We start from the raw sequence: 22,691 nt of genomic DNA, 5'->3' as shown, positions 1-22,691 counted from the left end.
TGAACGATCTCCAGAACGACAATCTCGACGGTCCCGGGAACTATCGCGTCTCCATCGTTCAGGCCGACAGCCTCCATCCGCTGCAGCTCGAGGACCCCAGCATCAACGGGAACTTCGGGGACGCCGCGGATCCGTTCCCCGGCACGCTCGGGAAGCGCAGTCTCACGAACGACACGCAGCCCAACACGAAGAGCCTGGCCGGCACGAACACCGGCATCCGGATCTGGAACATCGTCGCGGGCGCCGCCGACAACGCCGACAGCGCCTCGTTCGACCTCGCGCTCTCGACCAAGCCCGAGTTGCGCATCGCCTCCGTCTCGATGAACGACGGCGGCGGGGACAACTATCCCGATCCCAACGAGACGGTGCAGCTCACGGTGACCCTCCGGAACGTCGGGCTCACCTCGAACGCGGTTTCGCTTACGCTCGCCTCGCCCGACGGCAACGCCAGCGTCACGACCGCAGGCAGCACGGCGCCGGCGATCGCGGGGGGCGGCACGGCGACGACGAACACGCCCTTCGTGATCTCGGTCGGCAACCCGGGATCGCTTCCGTACGACGTGCCGCTCTCGCTCTCCTGGAACGACGGCTCGGCGTCCGGGACCGAGACGCTGCTGTTCACGATCGGGATGGGCTCCGGACTCGCGGACGACTTCGAGTCGGGCGCGCAGGGGTGGACGCACGTCGCCGTGACCCCCTCGAACAACACGACTGACGAATGGCACGTCTCGACGTCGCGCGCGCATGGCGGGACGTCGGCGATGAAGGTGGGGAGCACGAACCCGCTCGGCACCGGCACGAACGAAGCGCAGACCTACGCCTCCGAAGAGGATGCCGCGCTCATCTCGCCGGCCTTCGACCTTCCGGCGAACTCGGAGCTGACCTTCTGGTCCTGGATCGACGCCGAGACCAATGGCGGGACGGGGGCCTGGGACGGCGGGCGCGTGGAGATCTCGGTGAACGGCGGCGAGTGGACCCCGCTCGCCGTGGACGGCGGCTACGGCTACGTCATGGAGTTCAACTCGGGCGCGGCGCTCCGCGGCGCCGACGTCGTCTCCGGCTCGCCTCAGCGGTGGCGGCGCATGGTGGCGGACCTGACGCCCTATGCCGGCTCGGCGCGCATCCGCTTCCGCTTCGCCACGGACGAGGCGAACGACCCGAGGCTGGGCACGTCGCTGGCGCAGCTGCGCTACTACGAAGGCTGGTACGTGGACGACGTCGCCGTGCAGGCGCGCACGGGCGGCGGTCCGGTCGCGCGGCGCATCACGTTCCGCGCGGGGCCGAATCCCTACCGCCTGAATGGTCCGTCATCGGGAGCCGTGCACTTCCGCTTCAGCGCGCCGGACGGCCTGCCGCGGCCGGGGCAGGATCCGGAGATCCGGATCTACGACGTGCGCGGGCGCGAGGTGGGCCGCACCGTGGCCACCGCAAATCCGCTCGCTCCCTCCGAGTTCCTCGGCACCTGGAATCCGAAGAGCCAGGGGGGCGCGACGCTCGGCTCCGGGATCTATTTCGCGCGCCTCGATTTCTCGGGGAAGGTCCAGACCACCCGGCTCGTCCTCGTACGGTAGAGGTGGCGCGCCCGCTCGGCAGCGCCATCGCATCGATCGCTCTTCTTCTGGGCGCGCTCCTCGGCATCGGGCCGCGGGGCGCGCCCTTTGTCGCTCCGGCCGCGGAAGCCGCGGCGGCCCGGGGCGCCGTGCCGCTCGGCGACTCGCTCCACGCCGCGCGGGGAAAGACGCCCGCGCGCGAGCCGGAGTGGGCCGCGCGCCGACGCGCCTGGCTCCGTGCCCGCTCCGAGCGGCGAGCCGCACGCTGGACGGGATCGCTCCAGGACATGGTTCGCGCGCTCCGGCGGGAAGCCTCGCTGGAGTCGGTGTACCTGGCCTCGGTGAATCCGGGGAAGCATGAGCGCGCCGCCGATGCCGCGGCGGCCGCCGCCTGGCGGGACGCGGCCCTCGACGCCATGGAGGACGGCCGGGACGCGCTGGGGCTCGCGATCCTCTCGGGTCCGGCCCGCGGCGACGATGCCCTCCTCGCGCTCCGCGCCCGGGCCGCCCTCGCGCGCGGCGTGCCCGACTCGGGCCTGACGATCCTTGCCTGGCCGCCCCACCATCCGCCACGCCGCGGCTCCGTGCCCGCCCGTCTCGATCTGCCCTCCCTTTTCGTCGCCGGGGCCCTGGCCGACTCGGCGGGGAGGCCCTCCGCGGCGCGCGCCGCCTACTGGACCGTCTTGCGGACCGCAGACCTCTCGCCCGCGGCGCGCCGCACGGCGCGCCTTCGCCTGGGCTCGCTCCTCCTCGCGGGTGGGGAGCCCCGCCTGGCGATCGCGGTGCTCCATCCGGAGGAAGAGGGGAGCTCCGAGGCGGCGCTCCTCGCCGCTTCCGCGCGCGCGGCGATCGGAGACACCGCAGGCGCGGCGTCCCGCCTCGCGCTCTTCGCCGCCACCCGCGGGACCCCGACGGCCGACCGCTACGCGGCCGCGATGCGCGCGGCCGCGTGGTCGCGCGGCGCCTGGTCCGATTCCATGGGCGAGCGCGCCTGGATCGGGCTCCTCCGCGCGCTCGATTACGTGGGCGAGCCCTCCACGGGGCTCGCGCTGATGGCCGCCCGCCGGGTCCCCGCTCCGGACAGCGCCGCGGCGCTGGAGCGGGCGGACGTCGAGGCCGCGCTTCTCGCCAAGGCGCGACGGCATGCCGACGCGGCGGCCGCGTTCTCCCGGCTCCTCGCGCGTCGCGACCGTCCCGCCGCCGACCGGGGGCGATGGGCCCTCGGGCTCGCGCGCGCGCGCCGGAGCCTGGGCGCGTTCGGTCCCATGGACAGCGCCTTCGTCGTCGCGGCCTCGCTCGACTCGGCGGGGACGTCCGGGGAGAGCGCGGCATGGGAGCGGGCGCGCGAGTGGGAGAACCGCCGCTCGGGAAGGGAAGCGGCTCCCGTCTTCGCGTGGGCCGTCCCGCGGATCAAGACGCCCGCGCTCGCCGAGGCGGCGAGGATCCACGAAGCCGTGAACTGGATGCGCGCGGGTGCGCCGGACACGGCGCGGGTCGCGCTGGACCGGCTGGGCCCCTCGTCGGCGATGGGGCGCTTCTGGTCGGGGCGCCTCGCCCTGGCGCGCGGCGACAGCGCCGAGGCCCGGGCGGCGTTCACGGACGCCTGGCGCCTCGGCCCCTGGACGTACGAGGGGCTGCGCGCTGCGGAGGAGCTGCGCGACGAAGGACGCTGGCCGCGCGATTCGATCCCGTTCCGGATCGCGGCCCCCTCGCGGCGCGTGCTCGCGTCCTCGCTGGGAGAGGACCCGCCGCTGCGCGCGCGGATCTGGAGCGCCCTGGGCTACGTCTCGCTCGGACGCGAAGCGCTCCTCGACTGCGCCCGCGCGGAGCGGAGCGGGATCGGCCCGTGCGCGGCCGCGCTCGAGGAGCACGGATTCTTCCGCGCGGTGCCCGCGCCGGGCGACTCGGCCGATCTGCGGATGGAGTACCCCCCGGCGTACGCGCTGGACGTCTTCGCCGCCTCCGCGGCCGAGTCGCTCGACGCCGCGATCGTCTGGGCGATCATGCGCCAGGAGACGGGCTACCTCGCGGGAGCGCGCTCGCGCGCGGGAGCCCTGGGCCTGCTCCAGCTCCTGCCCAGGACCGCCAACCAGCTCGCCGCCCGGACGGTGCCGCCCGACTCGCTGCTGGATCCCACGCTCAACGTGCGGCTGGGGGCGCGCTACCTCGAGAAGCTGGATCGTGAAATGGGGGACCCGCGAGGCACCTTCGCGGCATACAATGCCGGCGAGGACCCCGTGCGACGCTGGCTCGCGGAGCAGGGCGCGATCGACGATCGGTGGGTCGAGCTGATCCCGTACCGGGAGACGCGCGACTACGTGAAGCAGGTCTACGCCGCGTGGCGCCGGTACGAGGCGCTCTACGGCACCGCGGTGCGCTAGGGAGGGCCGGGGACCGAGTGGTCCTTCGATCGGAGCTGAAACGAAAAGCGATCCATCTCGCGTCGCTCTCGATCCCGCTCGGCTACTACCTCACTCCCGATCTCTGGCAGCGCGACTGGGAGCGCGCGCTGCTGGCCGCGGTGATCCTGTCGCTGGCGATCGAGGTGTTCCGGCTGAACCACCTCCCGACCCGGAACCTCTTCCGTCATTTCTTCGGGGAGCTGCTCCGCAATCACGAGGAGGTGTCGCTCCTCGGCTCGACCTACCTGCTGATCGCCTGCCTCCTCTCGATCCATCTTTTTCCGAAGCCGATCGCCGTGCTCGCGCTGGCCTTTCTCATCATGGGGGACACCATGGCGGCCATCGTGGGGAAGTGGCTCGGAAGGATCCGGATCTTCGACAAGACCCTGGAGGGGAGCCTGGCCTGCCTGGTGACCTGCTACCTGCTCACGCTGCTCGTTCCGGAAATCCCGTTCCGGGTCGCGGTGATCGGGGCGCTGACGGCGACCGTGTTCGAGCTTCTCCCGATCCCCCTGGACGACAATTTCCGGATCCCCCTGTCGGCGGGGTTCGCCATGGACTTCTTCCTCCGCTGAGCCTCGCCGGCACCCTGCGCCCGCCCCTCGCATCGGAATAGGCGGGACCGCGGACAACCTTAGTGTTGGGTCCGATCCGGCTTGACACCCGGAGCGAGCGGCACCTATGCTCCTCCCCGGATGAAGCGTCGCGAGGGCTCGCTCCCGAGGCGCCAAGTCTTTATCCAACTTAAACTTGTACGATGACGAGACGAGCACGAACCCCGGTGGCGCTCCGCTCCTGGGGTTTCGCGTTATGCGCCCCTCGCGGCGGCCGCGGAACGGGCCCAACCGGTTTCGGCGAGCGCGTTTAGCGCTGCCGGCTTAGAAGAAAGGGCAATCCATTGCTGCAGCTCCTCACCCGGGTCCTCGGAACCAAGCACGAGCGCGACGTCAAGCGCATGTTGCCGACCGTGACCCAGATCAACGCCGAGTTCGAGAGCCTTCAGGGCTTGAGCGACGACGCCCTCCGCGCCAAGACCCAGGAGTTCCGCGCGCGGCTCCTCGAAGGGGAGACCGTCGACGATCTCCTCCCCGAGGCGTACGCCGTCGTCAAGGAGACCTGCCGGCGCCTGGTGGGCACCACCTGGGACGTGGTCGGCATCCCGATCACCTGGGACATGGTTCCCTTCGACGTGCAGCTCCTCGGGGCGATTGCGCTCCACGAGGGAAAGATCGCCGAGATGGCCACCGGCGAGGGCAAGACCCTCGTCGCCACGCTGCCCATCTACCTGAACGCGCTGACCGGGAAAGGCGTCCACCTGGTCACCGTGAACGACTACCTCGCCCGGCGCGACAGCGAGTGGATGGGGCGGATCTTCACGTATCACGGCCTCACCGTCGGCTGCATCCAGAACCAGATGGACTTCGCGCAGCGGCGCGCGGCCTACGCCTGCGACGTCACCTACGGCACCAACAACGAATTCGGCTTCGACTACCTCCGCGACAACATGGCGCGCCACAAGGACCATCGCGTCCAGCGCGGCCACCACTACGCGATCGTGGACGAGGTCGACTCGGTGCTGATCGACGAGGCCCGCACGCCGCTCATCATCTCGGGACCGGTCGAGCATTCGCTCCAGCAGTACGACGAGATGAAGCCCGACGTGGAGCGCGTGGTGCGCCAGCAGACGCAGCTCGTCACGCGGATCCTGGCCGAGGCCGACGAGCTGCTGAAGGACCCCTCGAAGGAATACGAGGCGGGGATCAAGCTGTTGCAGGTGCGGCGCGGCGCGCCCAAGAACAAGCGGTTCCTCAAGCTCATCGCCGAGCAGCCGGGGCTGAAGCGGCTCTACCAGAAGGTGGAGCTGGACTTCATCCGCGACAAGCGCCTGAACGAAGTCGACGAGGACCTCTTTTACGCCATCGACGAAAAGAGCCACTCGGTCGACCTGTCCGAGCAGGGGCGCGACGTAGTGAGCCAGCGCGACAAGAACCTCTTCCTCCTGCCCGATCTCGCCGTCGAGATGGGGGCCATCGACGAGGACGAGTCGCTCGCGCCGGCCGAGAAGGTGGCCCGGAAGCGGGCGCTGGAGCGCACGCACGGGGAGCGGAGCGAGCGCGTGCACAACGTGCTGCAGCTCCTCAAGGCCTACTCGCTCTACGAGAAGGACGTCGAGTACGTCGTGCAGGATGGGAAGATCCTGATCGTCGACGAGTTCACGGGGCGGCTCATGCCCGGCCGTCGCTACTCGGACGGGCTGCACCAGGCGATCGAGGCCAAGGAGGCGGTGCGCGTGGAGGGGGAGACGCAGACTCTCGCCACGATCACGATCCAGAACTACTTCCGCCTCTACGAGAAGCTCGGCGGCATGACCGGCACCGCGGAGACCGAGGCGCAGGAGTTCTTCCACACCTACAAGCGCGACGTCGTCGTGATCCCGACCAACCGTCCCGTCCGGCGCGTGGACTCGAACGACTTCATCTTCAAGACCCGCCGCGAGAAGTACAACGCGGTCGTGGACGAGATCGCGGAGCTGCACGCGATGGGCGCGCCGGTGCTGGTCGGCACGATCAGCGTCGAGGCGTCGGAGACGCTGAGCCGGCTGCTCAAGCGGAAAGGGATTCCGCATAGCGTGCTGAACGCGAAGTTCCATCAGCAGGAGGCCGAGATCGTCGCCGGCGCCGGGCGGCGCGGCGCGGTCACGATCGCCACGAACATGGCCGGCCGCGGCACCGACATCAAGCTGGAGGCGGGCGTGATCCGCTGCGACCGCGGCTGCTTCGCGGGCGAGCATCCCGAGCTCCGGAACGGCGTCTGGCGCGACTACGCGCGCTGCAAGGAAGAGATCACGTGCGGGCTCCACATCATCGGCACCGAGCGGCACGAGAGCCGGCGCATCGATCGCCAGCTCCGCGGCCGAAGCGGGCGCCAGGGGGACCCGGGCTACTCGCGCTTCTACCTGTCCCTCGAGGACGACCTGATGCGCCTGTTCGGCTCCGACCGGATCGCGGGCATCATGGAGAAGCTCGGCGTCCAGGAGGGCGAGGTCATCGAGCACGGGCTCGTGACCCGCGCGATCGAGCGCGCGCAGAAGCGCGTCGAGGAGCACAACTTCGACATCCGGAAGCACCTGCTGGAATACGACGACGTCATGAACAAGCAGCGCACGGTGATCTACGCGCAGCGGCTGCGCGCCCTCGAGGAGGACGATCTCAAGGAGACGATCCTCGAGATGATCGAAGAGGTGATCGAGGAGCGCGTGGGCACCTACCTCGCCCAGGAGCGCTTCGACGAGGAGGACGTGAAGCGGCTGTACGCCGACGCCAGCCAGATCCTGCTCCGGCCGATCCCGCCGCCCCACGTGGGCGAGGGGGAGCGCGCGCCCGACCGCGCCGAGATCACCGAGACCCTGCGCGCGATGTTCCTCCAGACGTACGAGGAGAAGGAGAAGGACCTCACGCCGGAGGCCACCCGCGAGCTGGAGCGCATGGTCTACCTGCACGTGATCGACGAGCACTGGATGGACCATCTGCGCGAGATGGACCACATGCGCGAGGGGATCGGACTCCGCGCCTACGGCCAGCGCGACCCGCTCATCGAATACAAGCGGGAGGCGTTCGACATGTTCGATCAGCTCACGCATTCGATCCGCGAGGAGACGGTGCGGATGCTCTACCGGGCGTCGCTCATGCCCCCGCCCAACGCCCCGCCGCCGCGCGGCGTCGCGACCCGGCCCGAGCCGGCCGGCGCGCTCGAGGGCCCGGGGGGTTCGCCCCCGCCGCCGCAGCGCGTGCGCGCGCGGGAGAGCCACGCCCCCGTCACGGCGTTCGGAACCCCGGCGGAGGAGACGCCATCCAAGGAGCGCCGCGCTCCGGTGGCGACGCAGGATCCCAAGATCGGTCGGAACGACCCCTGCCCGTGCGGCAGCGGGAAGAAGTACAAGAAGTGCCACGGAGCCTAGCTCAGGAGGGAGACGATGGAAGACAGCGTCCGTGAAATGATGGTTCTCATCGTCGAGCAGCTGAAGTCGTACGTCGACGGGAACGAGGACGCACTCCTCGAGCTCACCCAGGTGCTCGACTCCGGCCGCTACGACGTGGAGATCGTGAACCAGGCGTTCGAGATGATCTTCCGCGCCCTCGAGCCGTTCGCCCGCGAGGACTGGAGCGACGAGGTGGTCGCGACGCGCAAGAGCGTCCGCGTGCCGACGGGCCCCGAGCGCTCCCTCCTGCCCAGCGCGGCCTACAGCTACCTGTTCGGCCTGGTCGGATCGGGCAAGGTCACCCCCGAGCAGTTCGAAGAGATCATGGACCGCGCCCGCGACGAGGGTCCCGCACTCGACACCGAGGCCAAGGCCGAGGAGCTGGCGACCTCGGTGCTGATCCGGTGGTTCGATGACGAGCACGGCGTCGATTTCGATCCCGCCAACCCCGCCCAAGTTCATTGAGGTTCCGTTGACTCCTGTGACGAAGAAGAAGGCGCCGGCGGCGGCGCCCGAGGCCGAAGCCGCCCCCAAGCGCGCCGCGCCCGCGAAGGCGCCGGCGAAGAAGAAGGCGTCCGTGAAGAAGGCGGCGGCCGGCACGAGCGCGAAGCCGGTCGCTTCGGAGAAGACCGCCCGCGCCCCGCGCGGGAGGAATCTCGTGATCGTCGAGTCGCCGGCCAAGGCGCGCACCATCGCCAAGTATCTCGGCCCGGGCTACGAGGTGAAGGCCTCGAACGGGCACGTGCGCGATCTCCCCAAGTCGAAGCTGGGCGTCGACGTCGACAAGGGCTTCGTCCCCTCGTACGTGCTGATCAAGGGGAAGGGGAAGATCATCAAGGATCTGAAGACGAGCGCGCGGAACGCCGCGATCATCTATCTCGCGCCCGACCCCGACCGCGAGGGAGAGGCGATCGCCTGGCATCTCGCCGAGACGCTCGGGACGGACGGCCGCGCTGGGGATGCGGACGGCCGGATCCGCCGCCTCGCGTTCTACGAGATCACGAAGCGGGGCATCGAGGAAGCGCTCGCCAGTCCCCGCGAGATCGACATGTCCAAGGTTCAGGCGCAGCAGGCGCGCCGCATCCTGGACCGGCTGGTGGGCTACCAGGTCTCCCCGTTCCTCTGGAAGACGGTGCGCTACGGCCTCTCCGCCGGCCGCGTGCAGTCCGTGGCGCTGCGCCTGATCTGCGAGCGCGAAGACGAGATCCGCGCCTTCGTCCCGCGCGAGTACTGGACCCTGGACGCCGACCTCGAGACGCCCCGGGGGGAGACCTTCCGCGCGCGCGTCCAGAAGAAGAACGGCGAGAAGTTCGCGATCGGGAACGAGGCCGACGCGAAGGCGGAGGAGGCGGCCCTCGCGAAGGAGCCGTTCGAGGTCACGGGGATCCGCACGCAGGAGAAGAAGCGCAACCCGCTCCCGCCCTTCATCACGAGCACGCTCCAGCAGGAGGCGTTCCGGCGCCACCGCTACAGCGCCCAGCGCACGATGGTCATCGCCCAGCAGCTCTACGAGGGCATCGATCTTGGGGCCGAGGGGGCCACCGGGCTGATCACCTACATGCGAACCGACTCGACGCGCGTCTCGCCCGACGCGCTCACCGAGGTTCGAGGCTTCATCCAGGCGCAATACGGCGACGCCTACCTGCCGGCCGAGGCGCGGGCCTATCGCTCGCGCGAGACCTCGCAGGACGCGCACGAGGCGATCCGCCCGACGTCGGTGGCGCGGACCCCGGCGTCGATGAAGCACCATCTGGATCCCGACCAGGCCAAGCTCTACGAGCTGATCTGGCAGCGGTTCGTGGCGTCCCAGATGAATCCGGCGCTGGTGCTCACGACGACCGCGGACATCACGGCGGGGCCGTACCTGCTGCGCGCCTCGGGCAGCCGGGTGAAGTTCGACGGGTTCGCGCGCGCCTATCAGACCGCGCTGATCGAAGGCGACAGCCCGGGCGCGGCGGCCAGCCGCCTTCCCGCGCTCGAGCAGGGGAACGCCCTGAAGCTCCTCACGACCGTTCCCGAGCAGCATTTCACCGAGCCGCCGCCCCACTACACCGAGGCGACGCTGGTGAAGACGCTCGAGGAGAAGGGGATCGGGCGGCCGAGCACCTACGCCACCATCGTCGGCACCATCCTGAGCCGCGACTACGTCCAGCGCGACCGGGGGAAGCTCCTCCCGACCGAGCTCGGGATGACCGTCTGGAAGCTCCTCTCGAAGACTTTCTCCGACGTGTTCGACGTGGAGTTCACGGCGAAGCTGGAGCAGCGGCTCGATCACGTCGAGACGGGGCGGGACCCCTGGATCGACGTGGTGGAGGAGTTCTACCACCCCTTCCAGAAGGATCTGGCGTCGGCCGAATCGAAGCAGGAGCAGGTCCGCGCGTCGCTGGTCCAGGAGACCGAGACGCCCTGCCCGAAGTGCGGCTCCAAGATGATCAAGAAATTCGGCCGCTCCGGGCCGTTCCTGGCCTGTCCCCGCTATCCCGAGTGCAAGACGACGCTGCCGGTCGAGGAGGACGGCGTGCCGGCCGAGGCGCCGACCCAGCTCTGCCCGCAGTGCGGCGGGCCGATGCGCTTTCGCACCGGCCGTTTCGGCAAGTTCCTCGCCTGCGAGCGCTACCCCGACTGCAAGGGGACGCGCCCCTTCACGCTCCAGATCGCCTGTCCGCAGTGCGGCACGGGCGAGATGGTGGAGCGGCGGACCAAGCGCGGGAAGATCTTCTACGGTTGCAGCCGGTATCCGGAGTGCACGTTCGCCATCTGGGACAAGCCGGTGAAGGAGACGTGCCCCTCGTGCGGATCGACGATCATGGTGCAGAAGCGGAGCAAGACGAAGGGGGACTACCTGCAGTGTCCGAAGTGCAAGACGCAGGTGGACCAGGATGCGGTGGCGGGGGATGCTCTGAGTGGAACGCTCGACGGCTGAGTTTCTGGCGCACCTCGCGGACCGGCGCTACGCCGCGCTGACCGTCCGCGCCTACGGCGAAGAGCTGGTCCGCCTCCGCGAATTCCTGGCGGGAAGGCTGGGGCGTCCCGCGCGGCCCGCCGACCTGACGCCCGACCTCCTGACCGCGTTCGCGGCCGCGCGCTCGCTGGAGCGCACGGCGGCGCGCCGTCCCATCTCGGCCCGGACCCTGGCCCGCACCCTCGCGGCGGTCCGCTGCTATCTCCGGTTCCTCGAGCGGCGCGGACTCCCGACCGGATCGGCGCGCTCGGCGCTCCCGCGCGTGACGCTGCCGAGCCCGCTCCCCTCGGCGCACGCCGTCGAGCCGCTGAACCAGCTCCTGGACGACATCGCCACGAAGATCCCGGCCCAGGACGCGCGGGGATGCCGCGGCCTGGCGGCCGCCGAGCTGCTCTACGGCTCCGGGCTGCGCGTCGGCGAGCTGGCCTCGCTCACGCGCGACCGCCTGGACGAGCGGCGCATGCTGATCCGCGTGCTCGGGAAGGGAAGCCGCGAGCGCGTGGTCCCGCTGGGGCAGCGCGCGCTCGCGGCGCTCCGCCGCTTCTGGACGGTCGCGGGCGGCGAGCCGCGCCCCGGCGATGCGCTCCTCCGCGGACGCTCCGGCGGTGTGAGCGCGCGGACCCTGGAGCGCGACGTCCAGTCGCTGCTCGCGCGCCTGGGACCGAACGCGGCGACCCACCCCCACGCGCTCCGGCATTCCTTCGCCACGCACCTCCTGGACGCCGGCGCGAACCTGCGCGCGGTCCAGGAGCTCCTGGGCCACCAGAACCTTCGCACCACCCAGATCTACACCCACGTCACCCGGCGGCGCCTGAAAGAGGCCTACGCCCGCGCGCATCCGCGCGCATGAGCCGCGGCATCGCGCCGAGAACCCACGAGGAGCCTGACGCATGAAGCGGGACCTGCTGTCCTTTGCCGATCTCACGCGGGCCGATGCCGACCGCCTCTTCGCCACCGCGGCGCGGCTCAAGTCCGATCTCCGCGCCGGGCGCCGCCATCTCGAGCTGGCGGGGCGCACGCTGGCGCTCATCTTCCACAAGCCCAGCCTGCGCACGCGCGTGAGTTTCGAAGTCGCGATGACGCAGCTCGGCGGCTCGTCGATCTTCATCACCGACCGGGAGATCGGGATGGGCTCCCGCGAGCCGGTGCAGGACGTGGCGCGCGTGCTCTCGGGGTACGTGGACGGGATCATGATCCGCACGTTCGATCACCAGATCGCGGTGAACCTGGCCAAGCACGCGTCGGTGCCGGTGGTGAACGGCCTGACCGACTGGCTGCACCCCTGCCAGATCCTCGCCGACATGCTCACGATGATCGAGCACGGCCTCGACCTGGACCGCGCCGTGGTGGCCTACGTCGGCGACGGCAACAACGTGGCGAATTCCTGGATCGAGGCGGCGGGCCTCTACGGGCTCACGCTGCGGATCGCCTGCCCGGAGGGCTACGATCCCGACATGGCCCTGGTGGAGCAGGTGCGGAACGCGGGGAAGGGGAGGGTGGAGATCGTGCGCACGCCGGACGAGGCGGCCGACGGCGCGGACGTGCTCTACACCGACGTCTGGGCCAGCATGGGGCAGGAGGCCGAGCGCGAGAAGCGGCTCCCGGTGTTCCGCCCCTACCAGATCAACGGCGCGCTCCTCGACCGCGCGAAGCCGAACGCACTGGTGCTCCACTGCCTCCCGGCCCACCGCGGCGAGGAGATCACCGACGAGGTGATGGAAGGGCCAAACTCGGGCGTCTTTCCGCAGGCGGAGAACCGCCTCCACGTGCAGAAGGCCGTGCTCTACGAGCTTCTCGTCGCGGGCGCCACGGCACGAGGGAGCGGCGCCCGGCGCGCGGCTTCGGCGCGGAAGCCGGCGGCACGCGCGAAGGCCGCGCGGAAACCCGCGGCCCGGAAGCCGGCCGCGCGGAAGCCGGCGGTGCGGAAGCCGGCGGCCCGGAAGAAGACGGCACGGAAGCGTCCGCGTCGGTGACCGTTGGGCGCGGCCGCACGCTCCTGAGGGCGCTCCTTCTCGGGGCGGTCGTCGCGGCGATCGGCTGCGCCAAATCGGTCTTCCCGCCGGGAGGGCCGCTCGACGTCACGCCCCCGCGCGTGATCGCGACGACCCCGGCCGATTCCAGCGTGCGCGTCGATCGGACCACGGGCGTCGACTTCCTTTTCTCCGAGGACATGGACCACGGCAGCGTGCGCGACGCGACGCGCATCCGGCCTCCGGTGGAGCGGCCGCAGTTCCGCTGGAGCGGCCGCCATTTCCGCGTCTTCTGGGGGGAGACCCTCCGGGTCAACACGACCTACCACGTCGTCCTCCGCGGCTCGGTCCGCGACGCCCACGGCGTCCCTCTGGGCGCTCCGGTCTCGATCCACTTCTCGACCGGGGATTCGCTCGCCCCGGGGAAGATCACGGGGGTGGTGCGCGCGCGCACGCTGTCGCGATCGGGCGTGCCGATCCTCGTCTTCTCCGACTCGCTCGGCGCGCGGCCGGACACCGGCGTCACGTTCGAGCCGCTCTACGAGGCGGCCACCGACACCGCCGGAGCCTACTCCATCCCGGGGATGATCCTGGGACCGGAGTATCGCGTGTTCGCGTTCTACGACAGGAATGCCAACAACACGTACGACGAGGGGCAGGACGTGCTGGCGCCGCACCCCGAGCCGATCCGATTGACACCCGAACGACCGGTCGCGGATAGTATCAACATCGTCGCGGTGGACCCGCGCGCGCTCGCGGTGCTCTCGGGAACGATCGTCGCCTCCGACTCGACGTCCCGCTACCGCGTCGAGGCGCGCGGCGCGGCCGACTCCACCGTGACGGCGCCGCCGTTCCAGCGCACCGGGCCCGGCGCGTTCTCGCTGCGGGTGCCCGCGGGCACGTGGACGCTCCGCGCCTTCCGCCTCGAGGGGCCGGGCGGGTCGCCCCCTCGACTCGAGCTGCGCGCGCCGGAGGCGGTGGTGCTCCGGCCCGAAGAGGAGCGCGGCGGGTTCACGTTCGACTTCCGGCCGGCCGAGGGCCCCGGCGCTCCGCCGCCGCCCCCGCCAAGACGATAGAGCGCCTCCGCGAAGGAAAAGGAGAGGACCATGAGCGAGCGAAGCGGGATCTTCGAGGGAGTGGGCGTCGCGCTGGTCACGCCGTTCCGCGGCGGGGCAGTGGACCGTGATGCGCTGGCCGCCTTGGCCGGCGGACTGGTCGCGCGCGGCGTGCGCGCGCTCTATCCGTGCGGATGCACGGGCGAGGCGACCTCGCTCACGCGCGAGGAGCGCGCGGCCGTGATCCGGATCGCGGTCGAGGCGGCGCGCGGCAAGGCCGCCGTCGTGGCCGGGACCGGCACGGCGGTCACCGACGAGACGATCGAATTCTCGCGCGAGGCGATCCGCCTGGGCGCGGACGCCGTGATGGTGATCACGCCGTATTCGATCCGGCCCACCCAGGAGGGGCTGATCGCCCATTACCGCGCGGTGGCGGACGCGATCGACCGCCCGATGGTCCTGTACAACGTCCCGACGCGCACCGGGGCCAACATCCTCCCCGAGACCGTCGCGCGCCTGGGTGAACATCCGCGCATCGCGGCGATCAAGGAGGCGAGCGGCTCGCTGGACCAGGCCAGCCAGATCCGCGGCCGCTCCGACATCACGATCCTCGCGGGGGACGACGCGCTCTACCTGCCGCTGCTTTCGATCGGAGCGAAAGGCGTCGTCTCGGTCGCGGGGCACCTGACGCCGGAGGATCTGGTGTTGATGGGGAACCACCACCGCGCGGGACGCGTCGCGGAGGCCGAGGCGATCCACCGCCGCCTCTACCCGCTCTTCAAGGCGCTCTTCCTCGAGACCAGCCCGGCTCCGGTCAAGTACGCCCTCTCCGCCCTCGGATCGATCGCTCCGGACCTCCGGCTGCCGCTGGTCGGGCTGAAGCCCGACACGGTCCGGGCCGTGGACGCAGCCCTGGACGGCCTGGGCCTTCGCGCGCCGGCGCGCGCCGCGCACTAGCGCGTGGGCGGTTCCGCGGCCGTCGTTCCCATCCTTCTCTTCGGCGCGACCGGCCGCATGGGACGGGCGATTCGAGCCGCCCTGGCGGCCTCGGAGGCTTCCGAGCGGGGGAGGTTCTCGCTCCGGGGATGCGTGGCGCGCTCGCACGACGGCGAACCGCATCCCGAGGGGTGCGTCTGGTTCGGCCCCGACGCGCTGGGGAAGCCCGAGGGCCTCGCGTCCCTTCCGCCCGATCTGGTCGTGGTCGACGTGAGCCTCGCCAGCGGCACCGAGACGCTCCTCGGAGCCCTCGAGGCGCTGCCCCGGGCGCTCGTGGCCGCGACCTCCGGACTATCCCCCGCGACCGAGGAGCGGATCGCGCGGCTCGCCGCGCGGGCGCCCGTCCTGCGCGCGCGGAACCTGAGCCCGGGGATCGCGGTCCTCTCCGCCGTGCTGCGCGCCCTCCCGCCCGGTGCGCGCGGGCTCTACGATGCCGACGTCGTGGAGCATCACCACGCCGCGAAGAAGGATGCGCCGAGCGGCACGGCGATCGCGCTCGGCGAGCTGCTTCGCGGCGTGGGCACCGAGCGGCGCCCCGGCGGCGTGGCGACGCACTCCCTTCGGGGCGGCAGCGCTCCCGGGACGCACGAGATCGTGCTGAGCGGCGAGGGGGAAACGCTCACCCTGGGCCACGCCGTGCAGGACCGCGCCGTCTTCGCGCGCGGCGCGCTCCGGGCCGCGCGCTTCCTCCACGGACGGAAGCCCGGCCTCTACTCGTTCGAAGACGCGTTGACCGAAGCCTAGGAGGAACCGAACCCGCATGCGCTTTTCCCAGGCGTTCATCCCGACCCTGAAGGAAGACCCGGCCGACGCCGAGCTGGTGAGCCACCGCCTCATGATCCGCGCCGGCATGCTGCGCAAGCACGCGGCGGGGATCTACAGCCTGCTCCCGCTCGGCTGGCGCACCGCCTCGAAGCTGATGCGCATCGTGCGCGAGGAGCTGAACCGCGAGGGAGCCCAGGAGCTGTCGCTCCCGATCCTCATGCCGAGCGAGCTCTGGGTCGAGTCGGGGCGCTGGGAGAAGTACGGGAAGGAGCTCTTCCGGCAGAAGGACCGCCACGACCGCGAGTACGCCGTGGGACCGACGAACGAGGAGGCGGTGGTCGACCTGGTGCGGAGCCACGTGCGCTCTTACCGGGACCTGCCGCTCAACCTCTACCAGATCGGCGTCAAATTCCGCGACGAGATCCGCCCGCGCTTCGGCGTCATGCGCGCGCGGGAATTCCTCATGAAGGACGGCTACTCGTTCCACGTGGACGAGGCGTCGCTCGACGTGGGGTACGAGGCGATGCGGCGCGCCTACACGGCGATCTTCCGCCGCTGCGGGCTCTCCTTCGTCGTGGTGGAAGCCGACTCGGGAGCGATCGGGGGGGACGTGAACCACGAGTTCATGGTCACCGCCGACTCGGGGGAATCGGAGGTCTTCTCGTCGGCGTGCGGCTACGCCGCGTCGTCGGAGAGCGCGAAGTTCGCGCTGCCGCCGGCGCCGCACGAGGCGGAGGCGCCGCTCGCCGAGCGGGAGACGCCGGGGAAGAAGACGGTCGAGGAAGTGGCAGCGTTCCTGGGCGTGACGAGCGACCGGCTGTTGAAGACGCTCGTCTTCTGGGCCGGCGGCGATCCGATCCTCGCGGTCGTGCCGGGCGATCGCGAGCTGAACGAGGCCAAGCTGAGCCGCTACCTGGGCGGCGCGCCGGTGCGCCTCGCCGCCGCGGCGGAGATCGAGCAGCTCACGGGCGGCCCGATGGGCTTCACCGGCCCCGTCGGGCTGGAGTCGCGCATCCGCACGATCTGGGACCCCTCGGTGCAGGAAGGGAAGAACTGGGTCGCGGGCGGGAACAAGAAGGACGTCCACCTGGTGAACGTGCGCCTGGGCCGGGACGCCGCCGCCAAGGAGCGCGCCGATATCGCTACCGCGCGCCGCGGCGACCGCTGTCCGCGCTGCGGCGACGAGCTGGTCGTCTCGCGCGGCATCGAGGTGGGGCACATCTTCAAGCTCGGCACCCGCTACTCGGAGCCGATGAAAGCGCGCTTCCTGGACGCGGCGGGAGCGGAGAAGACCATCGTCATGGGAACCTACGGGATCGGGATCACCCGCACCGTCGCGGCGGTCATCGAGCAGTCGCACGACGAGAACGGCATCGTCTGGCCGATGCCGCTCGCGCCGTTCCACGTCCACGTGCTCGCCGTGAACACGAAGCACGAGCCGTCGCGCGACACCGCGGAGAAGCTGGCGGCGGATTTGGAGTCGCGCGGCGTCGAGGTGCTGCTCGACGACCGCGACGAGCGCCCCGGCGCCAAGTTCAAGGACGCCGACCTGCTTGGGATGCCGCTGCGCGTGACGGTGGGCGAACGGGGGCTCGCGGAAGGCGTCGTGGAGCTGCGCGACCGAAAGACGGGGGAAGTGGAGAAAGTCCCGGTCGGCGAGGCCGTGAGCCTGACAGCGAAGCGCGTGCATGGAGCGTTGGAGGAGAGCCGATGAAGGGAAGTAAGTAGGGAGAAGCGCGTCGGTGCCGGGGTTTCTTCGGGGGGCCTTGTGCCAGCCCGTGGAGGAGCCATGAGACGATTGTTCCTGCCGACTCTTCTCGTCTATTTCCTCACGTTACCTCCTGCAGCATTCGGCAACCCATTACGTTCTCGCGGAAGCGCGAGTGTCATCGTCGGCGGCCAGACGATCGACACTCACGACGGTTCACGCACCGAGGCGGGCCTCGATCTGGCGATCCAAGGCGTGCGCTGGCCAGTAGCCGTCGCATTGTTCGCCAGCCGCTCGGCAATGACCGTCCCCAGTGCGACGGAGGGCGGTGACTTTCACTACAAGTTCGATCAGCTTGGCCTGGGCATCCGTCGCGATTGGAGTCGCGGACTGTTTCAGCCCTATACGAGCGCCGGCGCCGAGTGGGGCGAAGAACGGGTCAAGGAAGACTACGATGACAATGGGATGCCGTTTGGATTTTCGTCGCACGGCCTGGGTTGGTGGGCGGCGGGTGGCGGGCTTTTCCGGGCGAGCAGCCGGCTCCGGGTGGGCGCCGGCGTCCGCTATAGTGCTTTGAATCAGGATTTCGGTCGATACTCCACGACCTACAAGGTGTGGAGCATCCACGCGAGACTCGGGTGGTCGTGGCCTGCGCTCGATGACTAGGACCCGGCCCCTGCGATGATGCCTGCTCTCTACTTCTTCGCGGTCGCCCGGTTCGCGGCTTTCGCCAGGCGCGACTTCCGGCGGTTCGCGACCGCCTTCTTGAGCACGCCCTTCTTGACGGCGCGGTCCAGCTCGGAAACGGTAAGCTTCATAACGTCCGTATTGGTAGGCTGATCCGACATTCTCTTGAGAAGCGTCTTCAACTCTGAGCGGACCGCGATGTTCTTGGTCCGATCCCGCTTGCTCGTGCGCATGCGCTTCACGGCTGACTTGTGGTGCGGCATTCGTCTCCTCCGGACAGGCGAAGCATCGAAACGGGAATGAGCCCAGGAGACTAGCGGCCCGGCCGCCGTCTGTCAATCGCAACCGCTTGAGTGGTATACTGCTGCGGTAACCGCACCTATGACGCCATCCACGCTCGAATCCCAGATCGCCGCCCTTCCCGCCCAGCCCGGGGTCTACATCTTCCGGGGCTCGAAAGGGGAGCTGCTCTATGTCGGCAAGGCGAAGCGGCTGGATCATCGTGTGCGGTCCCACTTCGCCAACCCCGAGCAGATCGGCCCGAAGCAGGTGGGGCTGATCCGGCGCGTGACCGACGTCGAGTACATCGCGGCCGAGTCGGAGATCGACGCGCTCCTCCTCGAGGCGACGCTCGTCCGCGAGCGGCAGCCGCCGTACAACATCCGGCTCAAGGACGACAAGCGCTACCCCTACGTGCGCGTCTCCTGGCAGGAGCCCTATCCGCGCGTCACGCTGGTGCGGCGTGTCGAGAAGGACGGGGCCCGGTACTTCGGGCCCTACACCGAGGTGAGCGCGCTCCGGTCGCTCCTGCGCCACATCCAGACGATCTTCCCGATCCGGACCTGCCGCGACATCGACGCGCATATCGCGGCGCGGAAGGAGTGCCTCGACTTCCACATTGGGCGCTGCACCGGACCGTGCATCGCGATGCAGAGCCAGGACGACTACCGCGCCATGGTGGACCAGTTCTGCGATTTCCTCGCGGGGAAGCGCGAGCGCGTCGTGGAGAAGCTCCGCGCGCTCCAGCTGGACGCGGCCGAGCGCCGCGAGTACGAGCGCGCGGGGCGCCTTCGCGACCAGATCCGCCGCCTCGAATCGATCCTGGCGCGGCAGCGGATGGTCGACGTGGGGCACCGGCCGGTGGACGTCGTGGGGTGGACGCGCGGCGGCGACCAGACCTGCGTCGCGGTGCTGAAGATCCGCGAGCGCCGGGTGCTCTCGCGCGACGTGCGCTGGCTCAAGGGCACCGGCGGCGCGGACGACGCCGACCTGCTTCGCTCCTTCGTCGCGCTCTATTACGCGGGCTCGGAGAGCGTCCCCTCGACGCTCATCGCCGAGGCCGCGGACGGCGATCGCGAGCTGCTCGAATCGTATCTTTCCCGGCGGGCAGACGCCCCGGTGCGCGTCCGGCCGCCCCGAGGCACGGGGGAGCAGGCGCTCGCGCGCATGGCGCGGCGGAACGCGGCGTTTTTGCTCGCGAAGGAGAAGGGCGAGGCGACGAAGGGCCTGGAGGGGATGTCCGGGGAGGAGGCGCTGGATCTCCAGCGCGCGCTGGGCCTGCCGGCGATGCCACGGCGCATCCGCTGCTTCGACGTCTCGAACCTCTTCGGAACGCACGTCGTCGCTTCGATGGTGACGTTCCTGGACGGGGCGCCCTACAAGTCGGAGTACCGCCGGTATCGCATCCGCGCCGTCGCGGGGCAGGACGACTTCGCCTCCATGGCCGAGGTCGTGTCGCGCCACGCGCAGCGGGTCGCGATCCAGGACCTCTCGGCGGCCGACCTGATCGTGATCGACGGTGGCGTCGGGCAGCTGGAATCGGCGCGCCGCGCCGCGATCGGGACGCCGCTCGAGACGGTGCCGGTCGTGGGGCTGGCGAAGCGTCTGGAGGAGATCGTGATCCCGGGCCGGCGCGAGCCGCTCCGGCTCTCGCGCCGCGCGCCGGGGCTCAAGCTGCTCATGCGCGTGCGCGACGAGGCGCACCGCTTCGCGGTGACCTATCACCGCACGCTCCGGGGGCGCGCCGCGAGCGAGTCGGCTCTGGATCAGGTGAAGGGACTCGGGCCCAAGCGCCGCGCGATGCTGCTCGCGCGCTTCGGCTCGGTGACGCGGCTCCGCAACGAGCCGATCGAGACGATCGCGTCCGTGCCCGGGATCGGAAAGCGGATGGCGGAACGGATTCTCGAGACGGTCGGGGCGGGGAGCGAAGGGGGGAGTGGGTCATGAAGACGAAGAAGCGCGCGGCGAAGGCGGAACGGCGCGGGCAGCTCCAGCTGGAGCCGCTCGCGGTGGCATCGGTCCGGACTCCCGCGGGAACGATCACGGTCGTCTGCAGCGCCGCGGGGCTGCGCGAGGTGCACCTGGGCGCCGCGGAAACGCGCCGCCGCGAGGCGCGGGCGCGGGGGATCCGCTACGTGCGGCGGCCGCGCTGGACTGCGGGGGCGAAAGCCGCGATGCGGCGCTTCACGCGCGGCGGCGCCGTCCCGGCGACCCTGCCGCTCGATCTTGCCTGCGGCACGCCGTTCCAGCGACGCGTGTGGGAGGCGACGCGGGCGGTGCCCTGGGGCGAGGTGGTCTCGTACGCCGAGATCGCCCGGCGCGCCGGCGCGCCGCGAGCGGTCCGCGCCGTGGGGAACGCGCTCGGCGAGAACCCGGTGCCGATCGTCGTCCCGTGCCATCGCGTGGTCCACTCCGGCGGCTCGATCGGCGGATTCACGTCGGGGCTCGACTGGAAGCGCTACCTGCTCTCGCTGGAGGGCGGTCAGCTGGAGCTGGAGTGGCGGAAGCCGCGACGGGGGGTGCTGGGACTGCTGCGCGCCGCGGGGCGGGCGGCCGGCCGGGCGGGAGGTCGTTGACCCCCGCCCCGAGGAACAAGCCGGGCGCCGCCGAGCCCGAGATCAAGCGCGCGAAGAGCGTTCTCGGCCCGCTCCTCGAGCGCTTCCGGGACCATCTGGCCGAGGAGCGGCGCCTCAGCGTGAACACCGTGCGCGCCTACGGCCGCGATCTGGCGCAGTACGACCGCTACCTCGCGGGCCAGGGACGCCGGGAGCCCTCGGCGGTCTCTCCGGCCGACATCGAGCGCTACGTGGCCGCGGCCGGCTGGTCGGCCTCCACCGTGGCGCGGAAGATCGCGGCGCTCCGCTCCTTCCACGAGTTCTTGCGCCGGCGGGGGCTCGCGAGAGACAATCCCGCGCTTCCGGTCCGCCCGCCGCGACGCTCGCGCCCTCTGCCCGACGTGCTCGCGGTGGAGCAGATCGAGGCGCTCCTGAAGGCGCCGGGCGGCGAGTCGCCGCAGTCGGTGCGCGACCGGGCGCTCCTCGAGACGGCGTACGCGACCGGCCTCCGCGCGAGCGAGCTGGTGAAGCTGGCCCTGGAAGAGGTCGACCTCGAGGAGGGGCTGGTTCGCTGCGTGGGGAAGCGGCAGCGGGAGCGCATCGTCCCCTTCGGGAGCCAGGCGCGCGCGGCGCTGGTCCGCTACCTGGACGGGGCGCGGCCGCTCCTGGTGCGGCAGCGCGCCGAGCGCGCGGTGTTCGTGACGCGCCTGGGCCGGCCGTTCACGCGGATGGGCTACTGGAAGCTCCTTCGCGGCTACGCACTGGCCGCGGGGATCGACCGGGCGGTTTCGCCGCACACGCTCCGGCATTCGTGCGCGACGCACCTCCTCGAAGGAGGCTGCGACCTGCGCGTCGTGCAGGAGTTCCTGGGGCACCGGTCGATCGAGACGACGCAGATCTACACCCATCTGGACCGGAACTACCTGCGCGAGGTCCACGCCAAGTTTCATCCGAGAGCCTGAGACGAACCGCCGGAGCACGCCGGAGTCGGGGAGGGATGGAGATGAGAGACCGAGTCGTCGGGGCGCTCGCGCTGGGCCCGCTGCTCCTGATCGCGGCCGCCTACGCGCCGTCCGCGCACGCATCGTACCCGAACCCAAGCGCCGTGAGCGCGCCGCAGGCGCGGGACGCGGCGGCGAGCGAAGGGGGCACGCTGCTCCTTCGCGACGGGGAAGGGCTGTTCGTCGCCGTCTCGTCCGAGGCGGGGCGCGCCGCGCGGCGCCAGCCCGAGCCGGTGCCGGAGAAACCGGCGCGCGTGCTCGAGCGCCGGCAGCGCCCGAACACGATCAGCGTCGGAATCCAGGGGCAGTACGGGGCGATCCGGGGGAACTCCCGTCTCGCCGACGGATTCGACAACGGCCCCGGCTACGCCTTCCGCTTCCGCTACATGGTCTCGCCCAGCGCGGCCGTCGGATTCTCGTTCGAGCACCAGCGCTTCGGAGCCATCAACGCGCCGATCAACACCGGCGTCTTCGCCGACAGCCACGTCGTGGCCACCACCGTCTCGGTGGAGGGAGTCTTCTACGTCCACCGCGAACGCATGGCCATGCCGTATTTCGTCGGCGGGTTCGGCTATGCCTCGCCCGACATCATCTTCTCCGAAGACCAGTCGAGCCGCGTCAACGAAGGGGCGTTCGCCGTCGTGGGAGCGGGTTTCGAGCGCTTCATCCGCCCCCGCTTCTCGGCCGACGTCTCGATCCGCGGGTACGCCATGGTCTCCAACTCCCAGTTCACGTCGATGGGCCAATTGAGTCTCGGGATCCATCTCTACCCCGGAGACTAG

At 70.8% G+C, this 22,691-nt stretch carries 18 protein-coding genes; 17 read left to right on the top strand and 1 reads right to left on the bottom strand.

Features of this window, described 5'->3' with window-relative positions; translation table 11 throughout:
* From VE326_04815 to VE326_04755, 13 genes are all read left to right on the top strand, one after another.
* A partial coding sequence (locus tag VE326_04815; protein HYJ32519.1) for a hypothetical protein occupies positions 1–1,571 on the top strand: 1,571 nt, incomplete at its 5' end.
* Positions 1,572–1,573: 2 nt separating this feature from the next.
* Positions 1,574–3,931 (top strand): transglycosylase SLT domain-containing protein, encoded by a 2,358-nt coding sequence (locus VE326_04810; protein ID HYJ32518.1) that lies wholly within the window; start codon positions 1,574–1,576, stop codon positions 3,929–3,931.
* A gap of 17 nt (positions 3,932–3,948) precedes the next feature.
* Positions 3,949–4,527 carry a phosphatidate cytidylyltransferase gene (locus VE326_04805; GenBank protein ID HYJ32517.1) on the top strand — a complete coding sequence of 193 codons (579 nt, stop codon included), beginning with the start codon at positions 3,949–3,951 and terminating at the stop codon, positions 4,525–4,527.
* Between the two features lie 323 nt (positions 4,528–4,850).
* Positions 4,851–7,910 (top strand): preprotein translocase subunit SecA, encoded by a 3,060-nt coding sequence (gene secA, locus VE326_04800; GenBank protein ID HYJ32516.1) that lies wholly within the window; start codon positions 4,851–4,853, stop codon positions 7,908–7,910.
* Between the two features lie 15 nt (positions 7,911–7,925).
* On the top strand, positions 7,926–8,396 hold the full coding sequence (locus tag VE326_04795; protein ID HYJ32515.1) for a hypothetical protein: 471 nt from the start codon (positions 7,926–7,928) through the stop codon (positions 8,394–8,396).
* A gap of 16 nt (positions 8,397–8,412) precedes the next feature.
* Complete coding sequence (gene topA, locus VE326_04790) at positions 8,413–10,854, top strand: type I DNA topoisomerase (GenBank protein HYJ32514.1); 2,442 nt, start codon at positions 8,413–8,415, stop codon at positions 10,852–10,854.
* Positions 10,835–11,743 carry a tyrosine-type recombinase/integrase gene (locus tag VE326_04785; protein ID HYJ32513.1) on the top strand — a complete coding sequence of 303 codons (909 nt, stop codon included), beginning with the start codon at positions 10,835–10,837 and terminating at the stop codon, positions 11,741–11,743. Before topA ends, VE326_04785 begins: the two co-directional genes overlap by 20 nt.
* Before the next feature lie 40 nt (positions 11,744–11,783).
* Positions 11,784–12,866 carry an ornithine carbamoyltransferase gene (argF, locus tag VE326_04780; protein ID HYJ32512.1) on the top strand — a complete coding sequence of 361 codons (1,083 nt, stop codon included), beginning with the start codon at positions 11,784–11,786 and terminating at the stop codon, positions 12,864–12,866.
* A complete protein-coding gene (locus VE326_04775; GenBank protein ID HYJ32511.1) occupies positions 12,863–13,939 on the top strand; it encodes an Ig-like domain-containing protein in 1,077 nt (358 codons plus the stop codon). The genes argF and VE326_04775 overlap by 4 nt, the downstream gene beginning before the upstream one ends.
* Before the next feature lie 30 nt (positions 13,940–13,969).
* Entirely contained in the window at positions 13,970–14,875 is a 906-nt protein-coding gene (gene dapA / locus VE326_04770) for a 4-hydroxy-tetrahydrodipicolinate synthase (GenBank protein HYJ32510.1), read from the top strand.
* 3 nt (positions 14,876–14,878) lie between these two features.
* Positions 14,879–15,658, top strand: a complete 780-nt coding sequence (locus tag VE326_04765) for a dihydrodipicolinate reductase C-terminal domain-containing protein (protein ID HYJ32509.1) — start codon at positions 14,879–14,881, stop codon at positions 15,656–15,658.
* Positions 15,659–15,674: 16 nt separating this feature from the next.
* Positions 15,675–17,393, top strand: a complete 1,719-nt coding sequence (locus tag VE326_04760; GenBank protein ID HYJ32508.1) for a proline--tRNA ligase — start codon at positions 15,675–15,677, stop codon at positions 17,391–17,393.
* Between the two features lie 75 nt (positions 17,394–17,468).
* Positions 17,469–18,053, top strand: a complete 585-nt coding sequence (locus VE326_04755) for a hypothetical protein (GenBank protein HYJ32507.1) — start codon at positions 17,469–17,471, stop codon at positions 18,051–18,053.
* A gap of 29 nt (positions 18,054–18,082) precedes the next feature.
* On the opposite strand, the gene rpsT is transcribed toward VE326_04755, so the two are convergent.
* Positions 18,083–18,337: a 30S ribosomal protein S20 gene (rpsT, locus tag VE326_04750; GenBank protein HYJ32506.1), complete on the bottom strand. Its 255-nt coding sequence runs from the start codon at positions 18,335–18,337 to the stop codon at positions 18,083–18,085.
* Positions 18,338–18,455: 118 nt separating this feature from the next.
* Here rpsT and uvrC point away from each other — a divergent pair, with 118 nt between their 5' ends.
* From uvrC to VE326_04730, 4 genes are read left to right on the top strand one after another with little or no spacing between them, the layout of a single operon-like run.
* A complete protein-coding gene (gene uvrC, locus VE326_04745) occupies positions 18,456–20,300 on the top strand; it encodes an excinuclease ABC subunit UvrC (protein ID HYJ32505.1) in 1,845 nt (614 codons plus the stop codon).
* The gene (locus tag VE326_04740; protein HYJ32504.1) at positions 20,297–20,929 is read left to right on the top strand and encodes a methylated-DNA--[protein]-cysteine S-methyltransferase; all 633 of its coding nucleotides are present in this window, start codon (positions 20,297–20,299) and stop codon (positions 20,927–20,929) included. The genes uvrC and VE326_04740 overlap by 4 nt, the downstream gene beginning before the upstream one ends.
* Positions 20,926–21,870, top strand: coding sequence for a site-specific tyrosine recombinase XerD (xerD, locus tag VE326_04735; protein HYJ32503.1), 945 nt, complete (start codon positions 20,926–20,928; stop codon positions 21,868–21,870). Before VE326_04740 ends, xerD begins: the two co-directional genes overlap by 4 nt.
* Positions 21,871–21,911: 41 nt before the next feature.
* Positions 21,912–22,691: a hypothetical protein gene (locus VE326_04730; protein ID HYJ32502.1), complete on the top strand. Its 780-nt coding sequence runs from the start codon at positions 21,912–21,914 to the stop codon at positions 22,689–22,691.

The organism is Candidatus Binatia bacterium (assembly GCA_035631035.1).
In the GTDB taxonomy this organism is placed as follows: domain Bacteria; phylum Eisenbacteria; class RBG-16-71-46; order SZUA-252; family SZUA-252; genus DASQJL01.
The sequence above is the reverse complement of the archived record's forward strand: the minus strand, read 5'-3'. Positions and strand labels throughout refer to the sequence as shown.